The sequence below is a fragment of the Achromobacter sp. Marseille-Q4962 genome (genome assembly GCF_943737005.1).
Lineage (GTDB): Bacteria > Pseudomonadota > Gammaproteobacteria > Burkholderiales > Burkholderiaceae_B > Achromobacter.
Genome location: NZ_CALSFU010000042.1, coordinates 1 through 20,590, shown reverse-complemented (window position 1 = coordinate 20,590; position 20,590 = coordinate 1). Strand labels below are relative to the sequence as shown.

Annotated in this window: 20 protein-coding genes and 1 pseudogene; 11 read left to right on the top strand and 10 right to left on the bottom strand. The window is 69.8% G+C overall.

Going from position 1 to position 20,590, the window contains the following annotated elements; all coding sequences use genetic code 11:
• On the top strand, positions 1–994 hold a 994-nt coding region (locus tag NGJ44_RS22000), incomplete at its 5' end, for an amidohydrolase (RefSeq protein ID WP_251865811.1).
• An 8-nt stretch (positions 995–1,002) separates the two neighbouring features.
• Here NGJ44_RS22000 and NGJ44_RS21995 read toward each other — a convergent pair.
• The 7 genes from NGJ44_RS21995 to queA form a co-directional block, all read right to left on the bottom strand.
• The gene (locus NGJ44_RS21995; protein ID WP_251865809.1) at positions 1,003–1,713 is read right to left on the bottom strand and encodes an alanyl-tRNA editing protein; all 711 of its coding nucleotides are present in this window, start codon (positions 1,711–1,713) and stop codon (positions 1,003–1,005) included.
• Between the two features lie 62 nt (positions 1,714–1,775).
• Positions 1,776–2,453, bottom strand: a complete 678-nt coding sequence (locus tag NGJ44_RS21990; protein WP_251865807.1) for a VOC family protein — start codon at positions 2,451–2,453, stop codon at positions 1,776–1,778.
• A gap of 95 nt (positions 2,454–2,548) precedes the next feature.
• Positions 2,549–3,481: a protein translocase subunit SecF gene (secF, locus tag NGJ44_RS21985; RefSeq protein ID WP_053245868.1), complete on the bottom strand. Its 933-nt coding sequence runs from the start codon at positions 3,479–3,481 to the stop codon at positions 2,549–2,551.
• 63 nt (positions 3,482–3,544) lie between these two features.
• A complete protein-coding gene (gene secD, locus NGJ44_RS21980) occupies positions 3,545–5,425 on the bottom strand; it encodes a protein translocase subunit SecD (protein WP_053245867.1) in 1,881 nt (626 codons plus the stop codon).
• A 162-nt stretch (positions 5,426–5,587) separates the two neighbouring features.
• Positions 5,588–5,932: a preprotein translocase subunit YajC gene (gene yajC / locus NGJ44_RS21975; protein WP_053245866.1), complete on the bottom strand. Its 345-nt coding sequence runs from the start codon at positions 5,930–5,932 to the stop codon at positions 5,588–5,590.
• Positions 5,933–6,123: 191 nt separating this feature from the next.
• Entirely contained in the window at positions 6,124–7,260 is a 1,137-nt protein-coding gene (gene tgt, locus NGJ44_RS21970; RefSeq protein WP_251865805.1) for a tRNA guanosine(34) transglycosylase Tgt, read from the bottom strand.
• Complete coding sequence (queA, locus tag NGJ44_RS21965; RefSeq protein ID WP_251865803.1) at positions 7,257–8,327, bottom strand: tRNA preQ1(34) S-adenosylmethionine ribosyltransferase-isomerase QueA; 1,071 nt, start codon at positions 8,325–8,327, stop codon at positions 7,257–7,259. The genes tgt and queA overlap by 4 nt, the downstream gene beginning before the upstream one ends.
• 177 nt (positions 8,328–8,504) lie before the next feature.
• Here queA and dacB point away from each other — a divergent pair, with 177 nt between their 5' ends.
• Both dacB and upp read left to right on the top strand, forming a co-directional pair.
• A complete protein-coding gene (gene dacB / locus NGJ44_RS21960) occupies positions 8,505–9,953 on the top strand; it encodes a D-alanyl-D-alanine carboxypeptidase/D-alanyl-D-alanine endopeptidase (protein WP_251865801.1) in 1,449 nt (482 codons plus the stop codon).
• A 97-nt stretch (positions 9,954–10,050) separates the two neighbouring features.
• The gene (gene upp / locus NGJ44_RS21955; protein WP_251865799.1) at positions 10,051–10,689 is read left to right on the top strand and encodes a uracil phosphoribosyltransferase; all 639 of its coding nucleotides are present in this window, start codon (positions 10,051–10,053) and stop codon (positions 10,687–10,689) included.
• 10 nt (positions 10,690–10,699) lie between these two features.
• Here the strand turns inward: upp and cysG are convergent, their stop codons facing one another.
• Positions 10,700–12,115, bottom strand: coding sequence for a siroheme synthase CysG (gene cysG / locus NGJ44_RS21950; protein ID WP_251865797.1), 1,416 nt, complete (start codon positions 12,113–12,115; stop codon positions 10,700–10,702).
• Between the two features lie 239 nt (positions 12,116–12,354).
• Here cysG and NGJ44_RS21945 point away from each other — a divergent pair, with 239 nt between their 5' ends.
• The 5 genes from NGJ44_RS21945 (at position 12,355) to NGJ44_RS21925 (ending at position 15,689) form a co-directional block, all read left to right on the top strand.
• Positions 12,355–13,065, top strand: coding sequence for a hypothetical protein (locus NGJ44_RS21945; protein ID WP_251865813.1), 711 nt, complete (start codon positions 12,355–12,357; stop codon positions 13,063–13,065).
• An 84-nt stretch (positions 13,066–13,149) separates the two neighbouring features.
• The gene (locus NGJ44_RS21940; protein WP_251865795.1) at positions 13,150–13,467 is read left to right on the top strand and encodes an ElaB/YgaM/YqjD family protein; all 318 of its coding nucleotides are present in this window, start codon (positions 13,150–13,152) and stop codon (positions 13,465–13,467) included.
• A gap of 68 nt (positions 13,468–13,535) precedes the next feature.
• Positions 13,536–13,961, top strand: a complete 426-nt coding sequence (locus tag NGJ44_RS21935; protein WP_251865793.1) for a phage holin family protein — start codon at positions 13,536–13,538, stop codon at positions 13,959–13,961.
• Positions 13,958–14,323 carry a hypothetical protein gene (locus tag NGJ44_RS21930; protein WP_251865791.1) on the top strand — a complete coding sequence of 122 codons (366 nt, stop codon included), beginning with the start codon at positions 13,958–13,960 and terminating at the stop codon, positions 14,321–14,323. The genes NGJ44_RS21935 and NGJ44_RS21930 overlap by 4 nt, the downstream gene beginning before the upstream one ends.
• Positions 14,324–14,498: 175 nt before the next feature.
• Positions 14,499–15,689, top strand: a complete 1,191-nt coding sequence (locus NGJ44_RS21925; protein ID WP_251865789.1) for a hypothetical protein — start codon at positions 14,499–14,501, stop codon at positions 15,687–15,689.
• A gap of 48 nt (positions 15,690–15,737) precedes the next feature.
• Here NGJ44_RS21925 and NGJ44_RS21920 read toward each other — a convergent pair whose 3' ends face one another.
• Positions 15,738–17,282, bottom strand: a complete 1,545-nt coding sequence (locus NGJ44_RS21920) for a UbiD family decarboxylase (RefSeq protein WP_251865788.1) — start codon at positions 17,280–17,282, stop codon at positions 15,738–15,740.
• Between the two features lie 82 nt (positions 17,283–17,364).
• Here NGJ44_RS21920 and NGJ44_RS21915 point away from each other — a divergent pair, with 82 nt between their 5' ends.
• Positions 17,365–18,177: a lytic transglycosylase domain-containing protein gene (locus NGJ44_RS21915; RefSeq protein ID WP_053245869.1), complete on the top strand. Its 813-nt coding sequence runs from the start codon at positions 17,365–17,367 to the stop codon at positions 18,175–18,177.
• A gap of 40 nt (positions 18,178–18,217) precedes the next feature.
• On the opposite strand, the gene NGJ44_RS21910 is transcribed toward NGJ44_RS21915, so the two are convergent.
• Complete coding sequence (locus tag NGJ44_RS21910) at positions 18,218–19,378, bottom strand: pyridoxal phosphate-dependent aminotransferase (protein WP_251865786.1); 1,161 nt, start codon at positions 19,376–19,378, stop codon at positions 18,218–18,220.
• A 41-nt stretch (positions 19,379–19,419) separates the two neighbouring features.
• On the opposite strand from NGJ44_RS21910, the gene NGJ44_RS21905 reads away from it, so the two are divergent.
• Positions 19,420–20,271 (top strand): FAD-binding protein, encoded by an 852-nt coding sequence (locus tag NGJ44_RS21905; RefSeq protein WP_251865784.1) that lies wholly within the window; start codon positions 19,420–19,422, stop codon positions 20,269–20,271.
• A gap of 103 nt (positions 20,272–20,374) precedes the next feature.
• Positions 20,375–20,590: pseudogene (locus tag NGJ44_RS21900) on the top strand (hypothetical protein); the annotation flags it as partial.

Here is a 20,590-nt window from a genome sequence, read left to right as displayed (position 1 = left end):
GGCCTCGTCGATGGGCAGGGGCGGGCGCGCCATCGGGCTGCGCGCCGACATGGACGCCCTGCCCATCGACGAGGCCAGCGGGTGCGCGCACGCCAGCAGCCGGCCGGGCGTGATGCACGCCTGCGGGCACGACGGTCATACCGCGACCCTGCTGGCCGCCGCGCGCGAGCTGGCCCGTACCCGCGACTTCTCCGGCACGCTGCACCTGATTTTCCAGCCGGCCGAGGAGGGCGGCGCGGGCGCGCTCGCCATGCTGGAGGACGGCTTGCTGGATGTGGCGCCGTGCGAGGCGGTCTACGCGCTGCACAACTATCCCACCCCTACGCTGCGCTTCGGCCAGATGAGCATCGGCATCGGGCCGGTCATGGCCTCGGTGGACAGCCTGCGCATCGTGGTGACGGGCCGAGGCGGGCATGCCGCGTCGCCGCAGTTCGTGGCCGACCCCATCGTGGCGGCCGGCGGCATCATCGCCGCGCTGCAGACCATTGTCTCGCGCAATACCAACCCTTTCGACAGCGCCGCGGTCAGCCTGACCAGCATCCATGCCGGAACCAACTACAACGTCATTCCGGGCGAGCTGGAAATGAAGCTGTCGGTGCGCGCGCTGGACGAGGCGCAGCGCCGCATGATCCTGGACCGGGTAGGCGACATCGTGCAAGGGCAGGCGGCCAGCTTCGGCGTGCGGGCTCGGGTGGAGACGGCAGGGCACAGCTATCCGGTGCTGGTCAACGCCGAGGCGCCCGCGCTCGCCGCGCGCGATACGGCGGCGCGGCTGTTCGGCCCCGACATGGTGGTGGCCGGGCATCCGCCCATTCTCGCCGCCGACGATTTCGCCTTCATCGCCCAGCGCGTGCCCTCGTGCTACATCAACATGGGCGCGGGCGCCGGGCCGAACCTGCACAACGCCGGCTACGACTTCAACGACGAGCTCATCCTGGCCGCCGGCAGCTTCTGGGTGCGCCTGGTCCGCGACCAGCTGCGCCCCGGCGCCTGAGCCGAGCGTCAGGCGAACCGCAGCACCACGCGCCGGTTGCTGCGGCTTTTCTTCTCGATCCTGGTCACCACTACTTCGCCGATCTCGGCGGTGTTGGCCACGTGGGTGCCGCCGCAGGGCTGGCGGTCCACGCCGGGAATCTCCACGATGCGGATGCGCGCCGTGCCGGCGGGCGGCGCTGCGCCGATGGTGCGCACCAGGTCCGGTTCGCGCGCCAGTTCCTCGGGCGTGATCAGCGTGGTTTTCAGGGCCGTGGCGGCGCGGATGAGCGCGTTGAGCCGCGCGGTGAGGTCGTCCTTGTCCAGCGTGGATTCGGGCAGGTCGAAATCGATGCGCGCCGAGTCCGGCGAGATGCCGCAGCCGGTCACGGGCGCGGGCACCAGCGAGCCCAGCAAGTGCAGACAGGTATGCAGCCGCATCAGGCGGTGCCGGCGCGCCCAGTCGATGGCCACGGCGACGCGCTCGCCGGGCCGCGGCAGGCGCTCGCCCTCGACCTGGTGCAGGATGCGCTGGCGGTCGTCGGCGTAGACGGTGTCGGTCAGCGTCAGCACGGCGCCGTCGGCCAGGGTCAGGGTGCCGGTGTCGCCGGCCTGGCCGCCGCTGCGGGCATAGCAGACGGTGGCGTCAAGCTCGATGCCGTCCGGGCCGGCGGCCAGGACGGTCGCCTCGCATTGCGCCAGATAGGCGTCGTCGTCGAACCATTTGCGGGTGCTGGGCATGCTTGTCTACTCCGGAAGAAAGGAAGGTCCGGGCGGCGGGGCGCTGCGCGGCCCGGCCTGCATCAGCGCAGCGTTTTCACGCCGCCGGGGGTTTCTATCTGTGCGGCGAGCCAGGGCGGCCCGTCGGCGGTTTCCAGTTCGATGAGGCCGGCGCCGCCCAGCCAGTCCAGGCCCGCGCGCAGCAGCGCCGCGTCCGGGTGGCCGGCGCGCAGGCGCCGCAGCGATAGCGGCGCGCGCGGCAAGGTATCGGCCGGCGTGGGGCGCACGTCCCATTGGATCAGCGTGGGAAAGACGCCGTCGCCGGCCGCGCGGCCGTCTTGCGCCCATGCGGGCAGGCTGCCGTCGTCGGGCACGGTGAGCCGCCAGCGCAGTTCGCCGCGCGTCATGGGGATGACCGGCGCCAGCCGGTCCGGATGGCGGGCCTGCCATTCGGAAAGACCGGCCTGCGCGTCTGCCCGGGCCACCCAGTGCGCCAGGAACGGACCCTCGCGCAGCCGGGCGCGCATGGCTGCGCTGTCCAGGCCGAACCAGCGCGGGCGCTGCGGCGGCGGCGCGTCCGGGTCGATGGCGATGACTTCCAGGTAGATGCCGCCGGCCATGCCGAGCAGGCGGTTGTGGGTGCCCATGCGGGGGTGCGCGCCGCCGGCGGCGGGCGCGACGCCCAGCGTCCGGGCGACGTGGGCCGCGCCGCTTTCGAGGTCGGGCGCGGCCACGACGAGATGATCGATCGCGAGTGCCATGATGCGCCTATGGTAGCCAAAGCGGCCGGCGGCGCGCAAAACAAAGCCGCGGACGGGGCCGCGGCTTGGTCGGAAAGAGGAGGAAGGCGGCCGGGTCAGGCCACTTCGCCCTCGGTTTCCTTCTTGGCGGGCTTGACCAGGTCTTCGCGCTTGACGCCCATCCACATGGCCAGCGCGGCGGCGACGAACACCGAGGAATAGATGCCGAACCAGATGCCGATGGTGAGCGCCATGGCGAAGTAGTGCAGCGTGGGGCCGCCGAAGAACAGCATGGACAGCACCATCATCTGCGTGGAGCCGTGCGTGATGATGGTGCGCGAGATGGTCTGGGTGATGGCGCTGTTGATGACTTCCTGCACGTCGGCCTTGCGGTACTTGCGGAAGTTCTCGCGGATCCGGTCCATGATGACCACGGATTCATTCACGGAGTAGCCCAGCACGGCAAGCACGCCGGCCAGCACCGACAGCGAGAACTCCCACTGGAAGAAGGCGAAGAAGCCCAGGATGATGACCACGTCGTGCAGGTTGGCGATGACGCCCGCCACGGCGAACTTCCATTCGAAGCGGAAGCCCAGGTAGACCATGATGCCGATCACCACCACCAGCAGGGCCATCAGGCCGTTGTGCAGCAGTTCCTGGCCGACCTGCGGGCCGACGAACTCCACGCGCCGCAGCTCCACGGTGGAGTCGGCGGCCTTCAGCGCGTTCATCACGGTTTCGCTCTGCGTGGCCGAGGTCTGGCCCTCGGCCAGCGGCAGGCGGATCATGACGTCGCGGGAGGTGCCGAAGTTCTGCACCTGGAAGTCGGAATAGCCGAGCCGAGACACCGTGCCGCGCACCGTCTCGAGCTGGGCGGTGTGGGCGTAGCTCACTTCCATGACCGTGCCGCCGGTGAATTCGATCGACAGGTGGAAGCCGCGCGTGACGATGAAGAACACCGCCGCGACGAAGGTCACGAGGCTGATGATGTTCAGCACCAGCGCGTGGCGCATGAACGGGATGGTGCGGTGAATACGGAAAAATTCCATGTTTCGCCTTCGCTTTTATTCAGTGCGGGCGGCCGGGAACCGGGCTCCGGCCGCCCCTGCGGTTCAGTTCGCCTTGGGTTTCCAGACTTCGCCGATGGAGATCGAGGCGAGCTTCTTCTTGCGGCCGTACCAGAGGTTGGCCAGCGCGCGCACGCCCACGACGGACGAGAACATCGAGGTCAGGATGCCCAGGCAGTGGACCACCGCGAAACCGCGGATCGGACCCGAACCGAAGGCCAGCAGCGCCAGGCCCACGATCAGCGTGGTCAGGTTGGAGTCGAAGATCGTGCCCCAGGCGCGCTCGAAACCGTGGTGGATGGCCTGCTGCGGCGTGGCGCCGGCGCGCAGTTCCTCGCGGATGCGCTCGTTGATGAGCACGTTGGAGTCGATGGCCATGCCCAGCGTCAGCGCGATGGCCGCGATGCCCGGCAGCGTCAGCGTGGCCTGCAGCATGGACAGCAGCGCCAGCAGCAGCAGCACGTTGAAGGTGAGGCCGATGGTCGAGAACACCCCGAACAGGTGGTAGTACAGGATGATGAACACCGCGATGGCCAGGAAGCCGTACAGCGTGGAGTCGAAGCCCTTGGCGATGTTGTCCGCGCCCAGGCTCGGGCCGATGGTGCGTTCCTCGATGATGGACATGGGCGCGGCCAGCGCGCCGGCGCGCAGCAGCAGCGCCGTGTCGGCGGCTTCCTCGGCGGTCATGCTGCCGGAGATCTGCACCTGGCCGCCGGCGATTTCGCTGCGGATCACGGGCGCCGTGACCACTTCGCCCTTGCCGTTCTCGAACAGCAGGATGGCCATGCGTTTGCCGACGTTGTCGCGGGTGACGTCGCGGAAGATGCGCGCGCCCTTGGCGTCCAGCGTGAGGTGCACGGCGGGCTGCTGGGTCTGCGTGTCGCGGCCGGGCTGGGCGTCCTGGAGGTTCTCGCCGGTGAGCAGCACCTGGCGGCGCACCAGCAGCGGACGGCCGTCGCGGTCGGTGTAGCGCTCGAGTCCGAAGGGCACGGTGCCGCCCAGCAGCGCGGCCTGGGCGGCCGGCGAATCGTCCACCATGCGGATCTCGAGCGTGGCGGTGCGGCCCAGCAGTTCCTTGGCCTTGGCCACGTCCTGCACGCCGGGCAGCTGCACCACGATGCGGTCCGAGCCCTGCTGCTGGATGACGGGTTCGGCCACGCCCAGCTCGTTGATGCGGTTGTGCAGCGTGCTGATGTTCTGCTTGAGGGCGGAGTCCTGCACGCGGGTGATGGCCGCGGGGCTCAGCGCGCCGATCAGCATGGGCTTGCCGTTTTCTTCGCGGTCGGTGAATTCGAGGTCGGGCAGCCGGGTGCGCAGCGTGGCGACGGCGCGGTCGCGGTCGTCGGCGCTGGCGAAGGCGGCGGCCACGCTCAGGCCCGAGCGCTCCACGCCGGCCACGTTGACCTTCTGGTCGCGCAGCACGGTGCGCACGTCGGCGGCCAGCGAGTCGTAGCGGGCGGTCAGGGCGCCCTGCATGTCCACCTGCAGCAGGAAGTGCACGCCGCCGCGCAGGTCCAGGCCCAGATACATGGGCTTGGGCTCGAACCAGCCCAGCGCGCGCATCCAGGTGGGCGAGGCGGGCAGCAGGTTGAGCGCCACGGTGTAGTGCGGGTCGCCCGGCACCGTGTTCAGGGACTTGTCCAGCAGGTCGCGCGCCTGGAGCTGGACGTCGGTGGACGGAAAGCGCGCGCGTAGGGTGCCCAGCGTGCCGTTCTGCTCGTAGTACACGCTGTCGGCGGGAATCTTGGCGTCGGCCAGAATCTGTTCGACCTGCGGCAGCATCGAGGGCTCGACCTTGATGGTGGCCTTCGCGCTGGAAACCTGCACGGCGGGCGATTCGCCGTAGAAATTCGGAAGCGTATACAGCAGGCCGATAACGACCGCAACCAGGACCGTAATGTATTTCCAGAGAGGATAGCGGTTCATTGCCGGCTACTTCATGTCAGATTGAGAGGGAACCGCCCGTGGCCGGTCCGGCATGGGACGATGGCGGCGGGCGGAGTAAGGGCGGAGTAAGGGCGGCGCATCGGCGACGCATGGGCGACGCACGGGGCGGGGCGATGTGGCGCCCGCGGCTCCGTGGGACGCTTACAGGGCCTTGATGGTTCCCTTGGGCAGCACCGTCGACACCGACGACTTCTGCATGATGACTTCGACCGGCTTGTCGGCCAGCTCCGAAACCTCGACGGTCACGTAGCTGTCGCTGACCTTCGTGACCTTGCCCAGCAGGCCGCCGGCGGTGACGACTTCGTCGCCCTTGGCCAGGGCGGCCAGCAGGTTGCGATGCTCCTTCTGGCGCTTCATCTGGGGACGGATCATCAGGAAGTAGAGGATCACGAACATCAGAATGATGGGCAGCATGCCCATCAGCGCGCCGCCTTCGGGGGCGGCAGCCTGAGCCACGACGAGGCTGGCGGTATCGATAGCGGACATGAAATTCTCTCCTGCGTTGTAAGTCTGTGTTGGGGATTGATGCCGCGTGGTGTTTTCTCTTGCGGTCTACGTGCCCATCCCCGCGCGAGCCATGGATAGGGCAAGCCGACTATTGTAGCGAGGTTCTCGGCGAGGGGAGAGGCGCGGGCCGACGGGCCGCCCTTGCGGGGGCCGCCCTCGCGGGCGTCCGCCTATTCGACCCCGCGCGCGCGGTCGGCGGCGAATTGCTCGCGCCAGGCCTGGAAGCGGCCGGCGGCGATGGCCTCGCGCATTTCCTGCATGAGGGTCAGGTAGAAGTGCAGGTTGTGCAGCGTATTGAGCCGGGCGCCGGTGATTTCGTTGGCGCGCTGCAGGTGATGCAGGTAGGCGCGCGAGAAATGCCGGCAGGTGTGGCAGGCGCAGGCCGGGTCCAGGGGGCGGGTGTCGTCGCGGTACTTGGCGTTGCGGATCTTGATGTCGCCGTAGCGGGTGAAGAGCCAGCCATTGCGCGCGTTGCGGGTGGGCATGACGCAGTCGAACATGTCCACGCCCCGGCTCACGCCCTCGACCAGGTCTTCCGGCGTGCCCACGCCCATGAGGTAGCGCGGGGCGCGTTCCGGCAGGCGCGGGGCCACGTGGGCCAGGATGCGCTGCATGTCTTCCTTGGGCTCGCCTACCGACAGCCCGCCGATGGCGTAGCCGTGAAAGCCGATATCTTTGAGCCCGGCCAGCGATTCGTCGCGCAGCGACTCGTACATGCCGCCCTGGACGATGCCGAAAAGCGCGTTGGGATTTTCCAGGCGGTCGAATTCCTCGCGCGAGCGGCGCGCCCAGCGCAGCGACATGCGCATGGAGCGCGCCGCCTCTTCCAGCGTGGCCGGCCGGCCGTCGATTTCATAGGGCGTGCACTCGTCGAACACCATCACGATGTCGGAGTTCAGCGAGCGCTGGATGCGCATGGATTCCTCGGGCGTGAGAAAGAGCCGGGCGCCGTCGATGGGCGAGGCGAACTTCACGCCTTCTTCGGTGATCTTGCGCATGCCCTGCAGGCTGAAGACCTGGAACCCGCCCGAATCCGTGAGTATGGGCTTGTCCCATTGCATGAAGCCGTGCAGGCCGCCGTGCTTTTCCATGATCCGCGTGCCGGGACGCAGCCACAGGTGGAAGGTGTTGCCCAGCACGATCTGCGCGCCGATCTCCTTCAGTTCGTGCGGCAGCATGGCCTTGACGCTGCCGTAGGTGCCCACGGGCATGAAGATGGGCGTTTCCACCACGCCATGGTTCAGCGTGATGCGGCCGCGGCGGGCGCCGCCGTCGGTGGCGAGCAGTTCGAAATTCAGTCCGGTCATGGGGCGGGGGCGGAGGCGGGGGATTCGATGAACATGGCGTCGCCGTAGCTGAAGAAGCGGTAGCGCTGGGCCACGGCGTGGGCGTAGGCGCGGCGGATCGGCTCGATGCCGGCCAGCGCCGACACCAGCATCAGCAGGGTCGACTGGGGCAGGTGGAAGTTGGTGACCAGGGCGTCGATGACGCGGTAGCGATAGCCTGGCGTGATGAAGAGCCGGGTGTCGCCCTGGGCGGCGGCCAGCGGGGCGCCGGGGCCGTGGCGCGCTTCGGCCTGGGCGGCGGCCGATTCCAGCGCCCTCACGCTGGTGGTGCCCACGGCCACCACGCGCCCGCCGCGCGCGCGCGCGGCGGCGATGGCGTCCACCGTGGCTTGGGGCACGGTGTACCACTCCGCGTGCATGACGTGGTCGGCCAGGTTCTGCACGCGCACCGGCTGGAAGGTGCCGGCGCCCACGTGCAGGGTGACGAAGGCGCGGGCGATGCCCAGCCCGGCCAGCCGCTCCAGCGTGGCCTCGTCGAAATGCAGGCCGGCGGTGGGGGCGGCCACGGCGCCGGGCTCGCGCGCGTAGACGGTCTGGTAGCGTTCTTCGTCGCCGGCGTCGGCGGCGTGGGTGATGTAGGGCGGCAGCGGCGTGGCGCCGTGCGCTTCCAGCAGGTCCAGCACCGGGGCGGGGAAGCGCAGGTCGAACAGCTCGCCGTCGCGGCCCAGCACCACCGCGTCGAAGGCGTCGGCCAGGCGCAGCCTCATGCCCGGGCCGGGGGTCTTGCTCGCGCGCACGTGGGCCAGCGCCCGGTCGGGCCCGGTGATGCGCTCGACCAGCACCTCGACCTTGCCGCCGGTGGCCTTGTGGCCGCCCAGGCGCGCCTTGATGACGCGGGTGTCGTTGAAGACCAGCAGGTCGTCCGGGCGCAGCAGGCCGGGCAGGTCGGCGAACCGGAGGTCGTGCAGCGCGCCCGCGGCGTCCAGGCGCAGCAGGCGGCTGCCGGTGCGCTCGGGGGCGGGCGTCTGCGCGATCAGCTCGGGCGGCAGCGCGTAATCGAAATCGGAAACGGTAAAGGAACGGGTCACGCGGATAGGACGGCGGATAGGAAGACGGATGGGGGCGGCGGGCCAGGCGGACGAGCGGGGCGGCCCGGCGGCCAGCGCGTATTGTAAAGGCCCCGGCGGGGCGGCCGCCGCCCGCAAGCGGCGCAGGTTTTGTATGCTCTCGGTTTTGCGGGCGGATACGGCAAGGTGGTGCAGGGCATGACGGGACGGAAGCGTGGGCGGGCAGGCAGGCTGAAGCGGTGGCTGGCCGGCGGGTTGCTGGCGGCGGCGTCTTCGCTGGCGGCGGCGCAGATACCGGGCCTGCCGCCGCAGCTCGTGAGCGCCTGGAAATCGACCAGGCTGCCCGACAGCTCCCTCTCCCTGGTGGTGCAGGAGATCGGCGGCCAGCGCCTGGTGGCCCTGAACGCCAAGGAGCCGCGCAACCCCGCGTCCGTCATGAAGCTCGTGACCACCTGGGCCGCGCTGTCGGAGCTGGGGCCCAATTACGTCTGGCGCACGGAATTCCTGGCCGAGCCCGGCGCCCGGCCCGACGCGCGGGGCGCGCTGCCGGGGCCGCTCTACCTGCGCGCGGGCGGCGATCCCCAGCTATTGCTGCAAGACCTCTGGACCCTGTTGCGCGAATTGCGGCTGCGCGGGGTCAAGCAGATCAACGACCTCGTCATCGACCGCAGCATTTTCGGGCAGGTGAGCATCGATCCCGGCGCCTTCGACGGCGCGCCCGACCGGGCCTACAACGCCAGCCCCGACGCCCTGATGGTGGGCTTCGGCGCCGTGCGCCTGCTGTTCTCGCCGGATTCCGCCGCCGGCAAATGGGTGCCCATCATCGACCCGCCGCTGCCGGGCCTGCGCATCGAAGGCAAGGTCGAATGGAGCGACGCGCGCTGCCCGGGGCCGCCGGTGGTCAATACCGATCCGGTCATCACCCAGCAGGGCGTGTCCCTGCGCGTGAGCGGCAAGGTGGCGGGCTCCTGCGGCGAGTTCAGCCTGTACCGCCTGGCGCTCTCGCAGCCCGAGTACGCCACCGAAGTGTTCCGGCTGCTCTGGAAGGAACTGGGCGGCACCTTCAAGGGCCAGGTCCGCCCGGGCGTGGTGCCGGGCGATGCCGTGGTGCTGGCCTCGCACGAATCGCCCACGCTGGCCGAGGCCATCCGGCAGATCAACAAGCGCAGCAACAACGTCATGGCGCGCACCCTGCTGCTGACCCTGGGCGCCGAGCGCGGCCGGCGTCCGGCCACCGTGGCCAGCAGCGAGGCCGTGGCCAAGGACCTGCTGGCGCGCCAGGGGCTGGACATGCCGGAACTGGTCATCGACAACGGCGCGGGCCTGTCGCGCGAGGCGCGGGTGTCGGCCGACAGCCTGGCCTCGCTGCTGACCGTGGCCTGGAATTCGCCCTTCATGCCCGAATACATGTCGTCTTTCGCCATCGCGGGGGTGGACGGCACGGTGCGCCGACGCCTCAGGGGCGACGGCGCCCAGGGCATGGCCCACCTCAAGACCGGATCCCTGCGGGACGTGCGCGCCATCGCCGGCTATGTGCTGGGCGCCAGCGGCAAGCGCTACGTGGTGGTCAGCATCGTCAACAGCGAGCAGGCCGCGGCGGTGCGGCCGTTCGACGACGCGCTCATCGCCTGGCTGGCCGAACAATAAACAATTTGCGGCAAACCGTTTACGATGCTCGGGCGCGGTCTGCGCGCCCGAGGTGAAAACCCCCCGATTTTTCATCTGATTCTGGAGATTTACGCACATGCCCGTGCACGAAATCCGTCATCCGCTGATCCGCCACAAGCTCGGCATCATGCGGCGCGCCGACCTCAGCACCAAGAGCTTTCGAGAACTGTCCCAGGAAGTCGGCGCCCTGCTGACCTACGAGGCCACCAAGGATTTCCCGCTGGAATCGTCGGTGGCCGAGGGCTGGTGCGGGCCGGTGCAGGTCGAGAAGATCGCCGGCAAGAAAGTCACCGTGGTGCCCATTTTGCGCGCCGGCATCGGCATGCTGGACGGCGTGCTCAGCCTGATCCCGGGGGCCAAGGTGAGCGTGGTGGGCGTGGCCCGCAACGAAGAAACCCTGGAGGCGCACACCTACCTGGAGCGCCTGGTCGGCGAGCTGGACCAGCGCCTGGCCCTGATCGTCGATCCCATGCTGGCCACGGGCGGCTCCATGGTGGCCGCCATCGACCTGCTCAAGAAGGCCGGCTGCAAGGAAGTGCGCGCGCTCGTCCTGGTGGCCGCGCCGGTGGGCATAGACGCGGTGCTGGGCAAACACCCCGACGTCCACATCTATACCGCGTCCATCGACGAGGGCCTGAACGAGCATGGCTACATCGTGCCGGGCCTGGGCGACGCGGGCGACCGCATTTTCGGCACCACGCAGAAAACCGACTGAGCCGCGGGGGTCAGGCGGCCGCCGGCTGCGGCGCGCCTTCCAGCATCTGGCCGTACCAGTGCAGGTCCGGCGCCAGGGCGGCCACTTCGCCCACGATGAGCAGCGCCGGGGCGCGGATGCCGTGGGCGTCGGCCAGGGCCGGCAGGCGCTCGAGCGGCCCGCTCAGTACGCGCTGGCCGGGCCGGCTGCCGTTTTCGATGAGCGCGAAGGGGGTGCGCGGCGAGCGGCCATGCGCGATCAGCCGGGCCGACAGCAATTCGAGCTGCGACACCCCCATATAGAACGCCAGCGTCTGTTTCGCGCGGGCCAGCGCCGGCCAGTCGAGGTCGTTGTCGTCGTCGCGGCAGTGCGCCGTGACCAGGCTGACCGACTGCGCATGCTCGCGGTGCGTGAGCGGCACGCCCGCGTAGGCCGCACAGGCCAGGGCGGCCGTCACGCCCGGCACCACTTCGTAGCGCACGCCCGCCTCGCGCAGCGCCTGCAGCTCTTCGCCGCCGCGCCCGAAGATGAAAGCGTCGCCGCCCTTGAGCCGCACCACGCGGCGGCCCGCGCGGGCGTGCTCGATCAGCAGCGCGTGGATGCGGGCCTGGGTGGCATTGTGGTCTTCTCCGGGGCGCTTGCCGACGGACACGCGCTCGGCATCGCGCCGCGCCAGCGCGAGCACCTCGTCGCTCACCAGACGGTCGTGCAGGATGATGTCCGCCTCGTTCAGGGCGCGCAGCGCCTTGAGCGTGAGCAGGCCGGGGTCGCCCGGGCCTGCGCCCACCAGCGCCACGCTGCCCTCGGGCGCGGGTTCGGGACGGGCCAGCGCCTGGTCGAGCGCGGTTTCGGCCTGGGCGGGCCGCTGCTGGCGCAGCAGGGCGGCGACCGGGCCGTCCATCAGCCAGTCGTAGAAACGGCGGCGCGCGCCCAGGTCGGGATGGGCCGCGCGGATGCGGGCGCGGTAGCGCGCGGCCAGCGCCGCCAGGGGACCCAGGCTGTGGTCGAACAGCGATTCGATGCGCTCGCGCAGGCGGCGCGCCAGCACCGGCGCCACGCCGGACGAGGAAATGGCGACGATGAGAGGAGAGCGGTCCACGATGGACGGCACCTGGAACGAAGACAGCTCCGGGTCGTCCACCACGTTGCAGAACAGCCGGCGCGCCCGGGCCGCTTCCGAGACGGCGGCGTTGACTTCGCGGTCGCCGGTGGCGGCCACGGCCAGCCAGGCGCCGTCCAGCCAGGCGGGCTCGAAGCGGCCCGCCAGGTGTTCCACCCGGCCCTGGTTCCGCAGCCCGGCCAGGGCGGAGGTCAGTTCGGGCGCGCCCACGCGCACGCGCGCGCCGGCCTCGAGCAGGGCCTGGGCCTTGCGTTCGGCGACCGCGCCGCCGCCCACCACCAGGACGAGCCGGTCGTGCAGATCGGTAAACAAGGGGAATAGCTTCATGAACGCCAGCCTCGGGCGAGCCCGTCACAATGTCGGTCGATGATAGGGACTGGCCTACATTCCCACAACGGCCGATTTCTTTATTCCTTATATCTGCAATTTATTTGCAATGCGCGCTCCGGGCCCGCGCGGCCCGGGGCGCGCCGGTGTAGTATCAAGCCACGACGCGCGGCGGGGTCCGCCGCGCGAACCCGCAATGACAGGAGTGACGAGTGGCGCGGCGTAGTGTGTTGGCATCGATGTACATTTTCGCGTTGGCGGGCGCGCTGGGCGCCGGCGCGGCGCAGGCCGGCGTGTGCGACGCCAGGTTCATGCACGACGGCGGCGCGGTGCAGCTCAAGGGTTCCGGCAACCTGGCCCTGGGGGCCGACCTGAGCTTCGCCGAGGTTACAAAAAGCAATGGCGACAACTGCCGCGCGCGCGTGCAGGGCGTGGCGACATTCAGCTATGCGGGCCTGCCCCCGGGCAAGTCGCGCCTGGACTACCTCATGACGGTCAAGGGGGGCCAGGCCACCTTCGTGCGCTACGCCGAGGCCGGCGAGGCGCCCAAGCCGTCCGAAGGCCAGTTCGACCTGCGCATGCTGGGTCTTTTCGCCTACGACGGCAGGCTCGATGCCGGCCAGAAGCTGCCCGGATCCTCGTTCCGCCTCAAGATCGGCAAGGACGCGCCCGTGGGCGGGCAGCCCGCCACCACGGTGCGCATCGGCGAAAAGACCGTGGGCCAGAAGACGCCGCTGCAGACCGCGCTGGGCAAGCTGAGCTGCCACCCCATCCGCTATACGCGCAATTCGGATCCGACCATGGCCACGTTCCAGGGGCTGACGCTGCCCATTCCGGGGTTGAACACCACCGTCACCGACTGGTATTGCCCCGCCGTGAATCTGGTCATGAAACAGGACATCGACCAGGGAGGAATCAAGTCCGCGGTTGAGATCACGCAAATCAAGTAGCACACGGTAGCAAGCGCATCGTGCCGTCCGTGGGGCGGCTGGTATGATGAATTCGTCATTGGCATACAAACAGGAGCTCAAAGCATGGCCACGAGAAAATCCGAAGAAGTCGCTAAGGAAAAACTGATCGACAGTGTCAAGACCAGCCTCAACGATGCGGAAAGCCTGCTGCGCGAGGCTGCGAGCAGCACCGGCGAAAAGGCCGCCGAGCTGCGCGAACGCGCGATGACCTCGCTCAAGCGCACGCGGGAAGCGCTTTACGAGGCCCAGGACGCCGTTCTGGAGCGCGGCCGCAAGGCCGCCCGCGCCACGGACGACTACGTGCATGACAATCCCTGGCAAGCCATCGGCATCGCGGGCGTGACCGGCCTGCTGCTCGGCTTGCTGATCAGCCGCCGCTGACGGGCCGGACGTCCGGGCGGGGAGCGCAGGCCGGATCCTGGGTTCCCCGCCCGGCGTTCTTTGCACGCATGGGTCTGCGCAAATCGGTATTCGGCGTGGCGTCCAGCCTGGTCGGGCTGTTTCGCACGCGCCTCGAACTGCTGGCTCTGGAAGCCGCGGGCGAGAAGGCGCGCCTGCTCAAGCTGCTGGGCATGGCGTTTGCCGCCCTGCTGTTCCTGACGCTGGCGGTGCTGGTGTTCACCGTATGCATCGCGGTGGCGTTCTGGCCCACCGAGAACCGCTACCTGGCCCTGGGCCTGCTGGCGGCGTTCTACGGCCTGCTGGGCCTGGCGCTGCTGCTGGCGGTGCGCCATGGGCTGCTCTACGGCCCCCCGCCTTTCGCGGCCACGCTGGAAGAGCTGGGCCGCGACGCGGAGCTGCTCGACCGCGTGCGCGAAGCGCAGGACGAAGACGACGACAACGCCCGGGCGCGGCGCGCGGGAGGCATCGAATGAACAAGCGTTCTCCCACCGTCGACCGCGCCGTGCGCATCGAACTGCTGCGCGCCCGCGCCGCCATCGAGCGCGAATCGCTGGCGCAGGGCCTGGCGGCGGCCGGCCGCCGGCTCGAGCCCGCCGCGCTGCTCAAGAGCTTCATTCCGGGCCTGGGCGGCGGGGGCGGGGCGGCTTCCCGCCTGGCGCTGCAGGCCATCAGCCTGGCCCGCCGCTACCCCATCATCAGTTCCTCGCTGTCCGCGCTCTTCATGGGCGGCGGCAAGCGGTCCAAGCTGCTCAAGGTCGCGGGCGGGCTGTTCGTGGGCTGGCAGTTGTACAGGATGTGGCGCGGGTCGGACGACCCGCCTTCTTCGGCCCGCTGAGACGGGCTTGCGGCCGGATCGGTCCCGATCCCCATCCGGTGCGCCGGGTGGGGATTTTTCTTTGGTGCGCCGCGGACCGGCGGGCGCGGCATCGCAGGACATTCCCCCTTTCCGTCCCTGAATATGCAAGAATGAATCTCATTCTTTATTGTTCAGACAGAAGGGTTTCGGCATCATGCGCGCTTCGCGTCGGCGGTTCAGGGCGGGTTCTTTCGCGGGCTTTCATCGGGCGTCTTCCGGGCAGCGGCCGCGGCTCGCGGCGGCAACGCCGTTTCCGGGGTGGGACTGGCTGCGCGGCAGCGAGGGCCGGCGGATCGCGCTGGCGCTTTCGCTGGCGCTGCCGGCGCTGGCGTTGTGGTTCCACCTGTTCGATGCCGGCTGGACCAGCCTCTACGCGCAGGCCGTGCTGTCCTGGCAGGCGCTGGGGCTCGTCCTGGTGCTGGGCGTCGGCCTGCTGGTGCCCATGGCGGTCGCGGCGGCCGTGGCGGCGCCCGCCATCCTGTTCCTGATCTTCTGCGCTCCCGCCGCGCGCAAGCTTTCCGGGCGCCGGCTGCGCGCGTCCAGCGCACTGGTCATGGGGCTGGGGGTGGCGTGGCTGGCGCTGCTGGCTGTGCTGATCGTGGACCGGGACGAGACGCTCGGATGGCGCTATCCGTTGCTGGCATCCGCGGCCGTGCTGCTGCTGTCGGCGGCCGCGTGCCGCCGCGCGGTGGCGCGGGAATGGGGGCTGTCCGACCGCGCGGCGTTCGGCATGGTCGCCCTGTGGGGCGTCGTGCTGGCGCTGGCCAGTGTGCCGGCGATGCTCGTCATGTTCTGGCTGCTGCAGCCCCTGAAACTGAGCAGCATGTGGTTGCCGGCAATCCTGGCCATCTTGACGGTGTTGGCAATGGGCTTGGCGCCGATTTTCCGTATGCTGGGGCCCGCCCGGATCGAGGGCGGGGTTGCCTCGCTTTTGGGAAGCGGGGCCATCGTATTCACCACGATATTCTGGCTGCTCGTCATGCTGGGCAGCTATGTGCCGCTGGTTCTGAAAAACGCCGGCATCTACGACGAGCGGCCCCGCCATTACCTGCTGCGCGGGGCGGACGCCGCGGCGGCGGCGCGGGCGGCCGGACTGGCGCCGGACGAGGTCCGGGGCGCGGCGGGCGTGACGGTGCGCGGCTACCAACGCTTCGCGCTGGGCGAGGTGTTTCTGTTGTGCGCCCGGCCGCTGGCCGCGTCGTCGCGCGACGGCTCGGGATGCGCGGCGCTGCGCCGCGAAGACGTGCTGCCCTATCTGCCCGCCGGGGCAACGCCGCGCCAGGGCGCCGGCAACCTCCGCAAGAAGCGTCCGCGCCGCATGGAAACGGAACTGCAGGACGCCTGAGCGCGGGCGGGCCGCGCATGCGTCCGCCTGCCCATGCGGCCCGCGCGTCTACAGCCCCAGCCGCCCCCACATCTCGTCCACCCGCTTGCGCACGCCGGCGTCCATGGCGATGGGCGTGCCCCATTCGCGCTGGGTCTCGCCCGGCCATTTGTTGGTGGCGTCCAGGCCCATCTTGCCGCCCAGTCCCGAGACCGGCGAGGCGAAGTCCAGGTAGTCGATGGGCGTGTTCTCCACCAGCAGGGTGTCGCGCACCGGGTCCATGCGGGTGGTCATGGCCCAGACGACTTCCTTCCAGTCGCGCACGTTCACGTCCTCGTCCACCACCACGATGAACTTCGTGTACATGAACTGCCGCAGAATGCTCCACAGCCCGAACATCACGCGCTTGGCGTGACCCGCGTACTGTTTGCGGATCGACACCACCGCCAGGCGGTAGCTGCAGCCTTCCGGCGGCAGGTAGAAGTCCACGATTTCCGGAAGCTGGCGGCGCAGCAGCGGCACGAACACCTCGTTGAGCGCCACGCCCAGCACGGCGGGCTCGTCGGGCGGCTTGCCCGTATAGGTGGAGTGGTAAATGGGGTTGCGCCGCATGGTGATGCGGTCGACCGTAAACACCGGGAACCAGTCCTGCTCGTTGTAGTAGCCGGTGTGGTCGCCATAGGGGCCTTCGAGCGCCATCTCGTAGCCGGTGTCCGGCGGCGGGCTCACACCCTCGGGCACCGTCGGCGCGACGGCGCGCGGGTCGCCGGCGGGCAGCAGATGGCCTTCAAGCACGATCTCGGCCCAGGCGGGCACCGAGAGCTTGCTGCCCAGCGCCTGCGCCACTTCGGTGCGCGAGCCGCGCAGCAGGCCGGCGAACTGGTATTCGGACAGGCTGTCGGGCACCGGCGTGACCGCGCCCAGCGTGGTGGCCGGATCCGCGCCCAGCGCCACCGCGATGGGGAAGGGCGTGCCGGGGTGCGCCAGCGCGTGGTCGCGGAAATCGAGCGCGCCGCCGCGGTGCGACAGCCAGCGCATGATGAGCTTGTTGCGGCCCAGCAGCTGCTGGCGGTAGATGCCCAGGTTCTGGCGGCGGGCGTTGGGGCCGCGCGTGATCACCAGCCCCCAGGTGAGCAGCGGCGCCACGTCGCCCGGCCAGCACATCTGGATGGGCAGGCGCGCGAGGTCCACGTCCTGGCCTTCCCAGACGATTTCCTGGCAGGCGGGGTTCTTGACGGTCTTGGGGCTCATGTCCCAGAGCGCGGACTTCAGCATGGATACTTTGGCCAGCGCGTCGCGCAGCCCCCGGGGAGCCTCGGGCTCGCGCAGCGAGGCCAGCAGCTCGCCGATGTCGCGCAGCGCGCCCACCTCGTCGGCGCCCATGCCGCGCGCCACGCGCGCGGGCGTGCCGAACAGGTTGGCCAGCACCGGCATCTCCGCGCGGCGGCCGTCGTGCGTGGCGTGCTCGAACAGCAGGGCGGGGCCGCCGGCGCGCAGCACACGGTCCGAAATCTCGGTCATTTCGAGCCGCGTGGATACGGGCGCGGCGATGCGCTTGAGCTCGCCGCGCTGTTCGAGTTGGGCGATGAAGTCTCTAAGGTCGCGGTATTTCACTACAGATCCCGGCGATTTGGTTACATTTTGGGGAGGAAGAGAGGTTAACATTGACTCCCTCTTTTTTACGCAGGAGGTTTCCATGCCCGATGCGTCAGTGGCCCGCCTGTTCCGAGGCATGGCCCAAGGAGTGCACCACTATCTTGCCGAATTCCTGCGCATCTGCTCGGTATACCTGGGTATCGCGGTAATTGTCACGGTGAGCATGGGGTTCGCCTTGCCCGGTTTGCGCGACCAGGCATTGCAGGTGCACAAAGCCTTGTTGACCGCCCTAGCGCCTTCTTCCCTGGGTTCCGATGCCGACATGGGCGTCGAGCCCGGTTTCGACAGCTCGTCGGCCATCGCGATGGCCGTGCCCGAAGCGCCCGCCAGCAATGCCACCGGCATTCTGGGGCCGGCGCGCGTGGCCGTGCCCGCGCCCAAGAAAACCGCCTCGGCGGCCAGCGGCGCGCAGACCGAAGCCCTGCGCAACTATATTTCGCGCAAGTACAAGGTGGCCTATGACGCCACCGGCCCATTGCTGAACACCGTGTACAAGGTCGGGCGCGAAAAACAGCTCGACCCGCTGCTGCTGCTGGCGGTGATCGCCATCGAGTCGCGCTACAACCCGCTGGCCGAAAGCCATGTGGGGGCCCAGGGCCTGATGCAGGTCATGACCAGCGTGCACCAGGACAAGTTCGACGACCTGGGCAAGAACCCGCTGGACCCCAGCGCCAACATCCGCGTGGGCGCGACCATCCTGAAAGACTGCATCAGCCGGCGCGGTTCGGTCGATGGCGGCCTGGCCTGCTACGTGGGGGCCACCGGCCCCAACGACAACGGCTACGGCGCCAAGGTGCAGGCCGAGCGCCGCCGCCTGGCCCTGGCCTCGGGCATCGCCCTGGCGCGCGACTGACGCGCCGGGCCCGGGCGGGTTCCCGCCCGCCTTCCCCCGCTTACCGCTGCAGCAGTCTTCCCATGCGGGCCACCGCCTCTTCGAGGCGGTCCAGGCCGGTCGCATAGGAAAAGCGCATGGTGTGGCGGCCGTGCGCGGGGCCGAAATCCAGGCCCGGCACCGCGGCCACGCCGGCTTCGAGCAGCAGGCGTTGCGAGAAGGCGGCGCTGTCCGTGCCCAGGCCGCCGATGTCCGCATAAATATAGAAGGCCCCGTCCGGCTTGACCGGCACGCGCAGGCCCAGGCGCTCGAATTCCGGCAAGAGGTAGTCGCGGCGCTGCTTGAACGCTTCGCGGCGGTGCTCGAACGTGCGCAGCGCATCGGGGGCGAAGCACGCCAGCGCGGCATGCTGGGCCAGGGTCGGCGCGCAGATCGCCAGGCTGGCGGCGATTTTCTCCACCGGGGCGATCATGTCTTCGGGCACGATCATCCAGCCCAGGCGCCAGCCCGTCATGTGGAAATACTTGGAGAAGCTGTTGATGACGATGATGTCGTCGTCCAGCGTCAGCGCCGAGCGCGGCTGCCCTTCGTACGACAGGCCCAGGTAGATTTCGTCCACGATGGCGAAACCCTCGCGCGCGCGCACCTGCGCCAGCAGTTCGGCCAGTTCGCCGTGGTCGATGGAGGTGCCGGTGGGGTTGCTCGGCGAGGCGACCAGCACGCCCTGGGTGGCGGGCGCCCAGTGCTCGGCCACGTCGTGCGCGCTGAGCTGGAAGCGCTTTTCCGCCGTGCTGGGAATCAGCCTGGGCACGCCGCCCGCGGCCAGCACGAAATTGCTGTTGGCCGGATAGGAGGGGTCGGGCATCAGCACTTCGCCGCCGGTGTTGACCAGGGCGGCGCAGGCCAGGGTGAGCGCGCCGGACGCGCCCGCCGTCACGATGACACGGGCCGGGTCGATGCGGGCGCCGAACTGCTCATGGTAGAACGCGGCAATGGCTTCGCGCAGCGCGGTCAGGCCGGCCGGGGGGCTGTAGCCGCTCAGGCCCGCGGCGGCGGCGCGTTCGAGCGCTTCCACGACCTGGGGCGGCGCGGTAAAGTCCGGTTCGCCGATGCCCAGGCTGATGATGTCCTTGCCCGCCGTCTGCAGCGCCTGCGCCTGCTTGAAGAGTTCTACAACCTGGAATGTCAGGAAATCATGGGTGCGATGGGCAAGGCGGGGCATTTGAATCTCGAAGCGTTTGAAGCGAAAAGGGGATTGTAGTCATGCAGCCATCGCGGCGCGCTTTTCTGCTGGGCCGCAGGCCGGTCCGCGACCCGTGGACGGTGTTCCTGGAAGACCTGGCGTTGCGCTGCCGGGGCGCGGTCGGGCCGGGCGCCGCCGGCGGCGGGCCGCCGTCGGCCCTGCTGACGCCCTGCGACGAAACCGATGTGGCGCGCGCCCGCGCCCTGTGCGCCGAGCGGGGCGTGACCCTCGCCCTGGCGGGTGCGCCCGGGCCGCATGCCGTGGACGGCAAGCCGGTGCTGCGCGTGGATCCGCGCCTGCTCGACGCGCTGGAGGCGCTGCCGGACGGGCAGGGCTGGCGCGCGCAGCCCGGGGTGTGCGCGGGGGCGCTTGCGCGCGCCGGCCTGGCGCAGTTCGCGGACGCGCCCGGCGATCTGATGCTGGCGCAATGGCTGGCGGCTCCCGCGCCCTGGCCGGAGGGCCGCACCGCGGCGTCGGGGCTGGCCGAGGTGGAGGCGCTGCTGGCCGACGGCGCCCGCGAAACCCTGGGCGCCTTCGGCGAGAACGATGTGCGGCCCTTGCGCACGGCCACGGTGCAGCGCCTGGCGCCGGCGCTGTTCCAACTGGCGGCATCCGGTCCCCATGACGGGCGCTACCGGCTCGACGCATTGCGGCCGCAGGCGCCGGCCGGGGTCAATCTGGCCCACCTGCTGCTGGGCCATGGCGGCACCCTGGCCTGGGTGGCCGGCGCCGTGCTGCGTCCGCCGGCCGCCGCGGCGGCGCCGGGCGCTGAGCGGCCCGCCGCCGTTTCGGCGCGGGACGGGCGCATCAAATCGCTGTTCGACCCCGGCGGCCTCTTTCCCGGCTTTGTGTGCAATAGAGACATTTTGTAAATAAGCGCGCCGATCCGGCCCCGGCATATCTGCCGTATCCGAAAGGCCGGGCATGGGAATAGAATTGCCGCTCCTTTATGTCTTGAGTCTGTTCCCTTCCGCCATGGACGCCAATTTTCGCAAAGCCGCCCTCGAATACCATGAGTCCGGCCGCCCCGGCAAAATCTCCGTCACGCCCACCAAGCAGCTTTCCAACCAGCGCGACCTGGCGCTGGCGTACTCGCCGGGTGTGGCGGCGGCGTGCGAGGAGATCGTGTCGGACCCGTCGAACGTGTTTCGCTACACGGCGCGCGGCAATCTGGTGGGGGTGATCACCAAC

Excerpts from the sequence above, each read along its gene's own strand:
- secD (WP_053245867.1), bottom strand. The coding sequence starts at position 5,425 with ATGAACCGCTATCCTCTCTGGAAATACATTACGGTCCTGGTTGCGGTC.
- NGJ44_RS21945 (WP_251865813.1), top strand. The coding sequence starts at position 12,355 with ATGTACATTTTCGCGTTGGCGGGCGCGCTGGGCGCCGGCGCGGCGCAG.
- NGJ44_RS21910 (WP_251865786.1), bottom strand. The coding sequence starts at position 19,378 with ATGCCCCGCCTTGCCCATCGCACCCATGATTTCCTGACATTCCAGGTT.
- NGJ44_RS21925 (WP_251865789.1), top strand. The coding sequence starts at position 14,499 with ATGCGCGCTTCGCGTCGGCGGTTCAGGGCGGGTTCTTTCGCGGGCTTT.
- NGJ44_RS21905 (WP_251865784.1), top strand. The coding sequence starts at position 19,420 with ATGCAGCCATCGCGGCGCGCTTTTCTGCTGGGCCGCAGGCCGGTCCGC.
- NGJ44_RS21940 (WP_251865795.1), top strand. The coding sequence starts at position 13,150 with ATGGCCACGAGAAAATCCGAAGAAGTCGCTAAGGAAAAACTGATCGAC.
- NGJ44_RS21995 (WP_251865809.1), bottom strand. The coding sequence starts at position 1,713 with ATGCCCAGCACCCGCAAATGGTTCGACGACGACGCCTATCTGGCGCAA.
- tgt (WP_251865805.1), bottom strand. The coding sequence starts at position 7,260 with ATGACCGGACTGAATTTCGAACTGCTCGCCACCGACGGCGGCGCCCGC.
- NGJ44_RS21990 (WP_251865807.1), bottom strand. The coding sequence starts at position 2,453 with ATGGCACTCGCGATCGATCATCTCGTCGTGGCCGCGCCCGACCTCGAA.
- upp (WP_251865799.1), top strand. The coding sequence starts at position 10,051 with ATGCCCGTGCACGAAATCCGTCATCCGCTGATCCGCCACAAGCTCGGC.
- NGJ44_RS21930 (WP_251865791.1), top strand. The coding sequence starts at position 13,958 with ATGAACAAGCGTTCTCCCACCGTCGACCGCGCCGTGCGCATCGAACTG.
- secF (WP_053245868.1), bottom strand. The coding sequence starts at position 3,481 with ATGGAATTTTTCCGTATTCACCGCACCATCCCGTTCATGCGCCACGCG.
- NGJ44_RS21935 (WP_251865793.1), top strand. The coding sequence starts at position 13,536 with ATGGGTCTGCGCAAATCGGTATTCGGCGTGGCGTCCAGCCTGGTCGGG.
- NGJ44_RS21915 (WP_053245869.1), top strand. The coding sequence starts at position 17,365 with ATGCCCGATGCGTCAGTGGCCCGCCTGTTCCGAGGCATGGCCCAAGGA.
- cysG (WP_251865797.1), bottom strand. The coding sequence starts at position 12,115 with ATGAAGCTATTCCCCTTGTTTACCGATCTGCACGACCGGCTCGTCCTG.
- yajC (WP_053245866.1), bottom strand. The coding sequence starts at position 5,932 with ATGTCCGCTATCGATACCGCCAGCCTCGTCGTGGCTCAGGCTGCCGCC.
- dacB (WP_251865801.1), top strand. The coding sequence starts at position 8,505 with ATGACGGGACGGAAGCGTGGGCGGGCAGGCAGGCTGAAGCGGTGGCTG.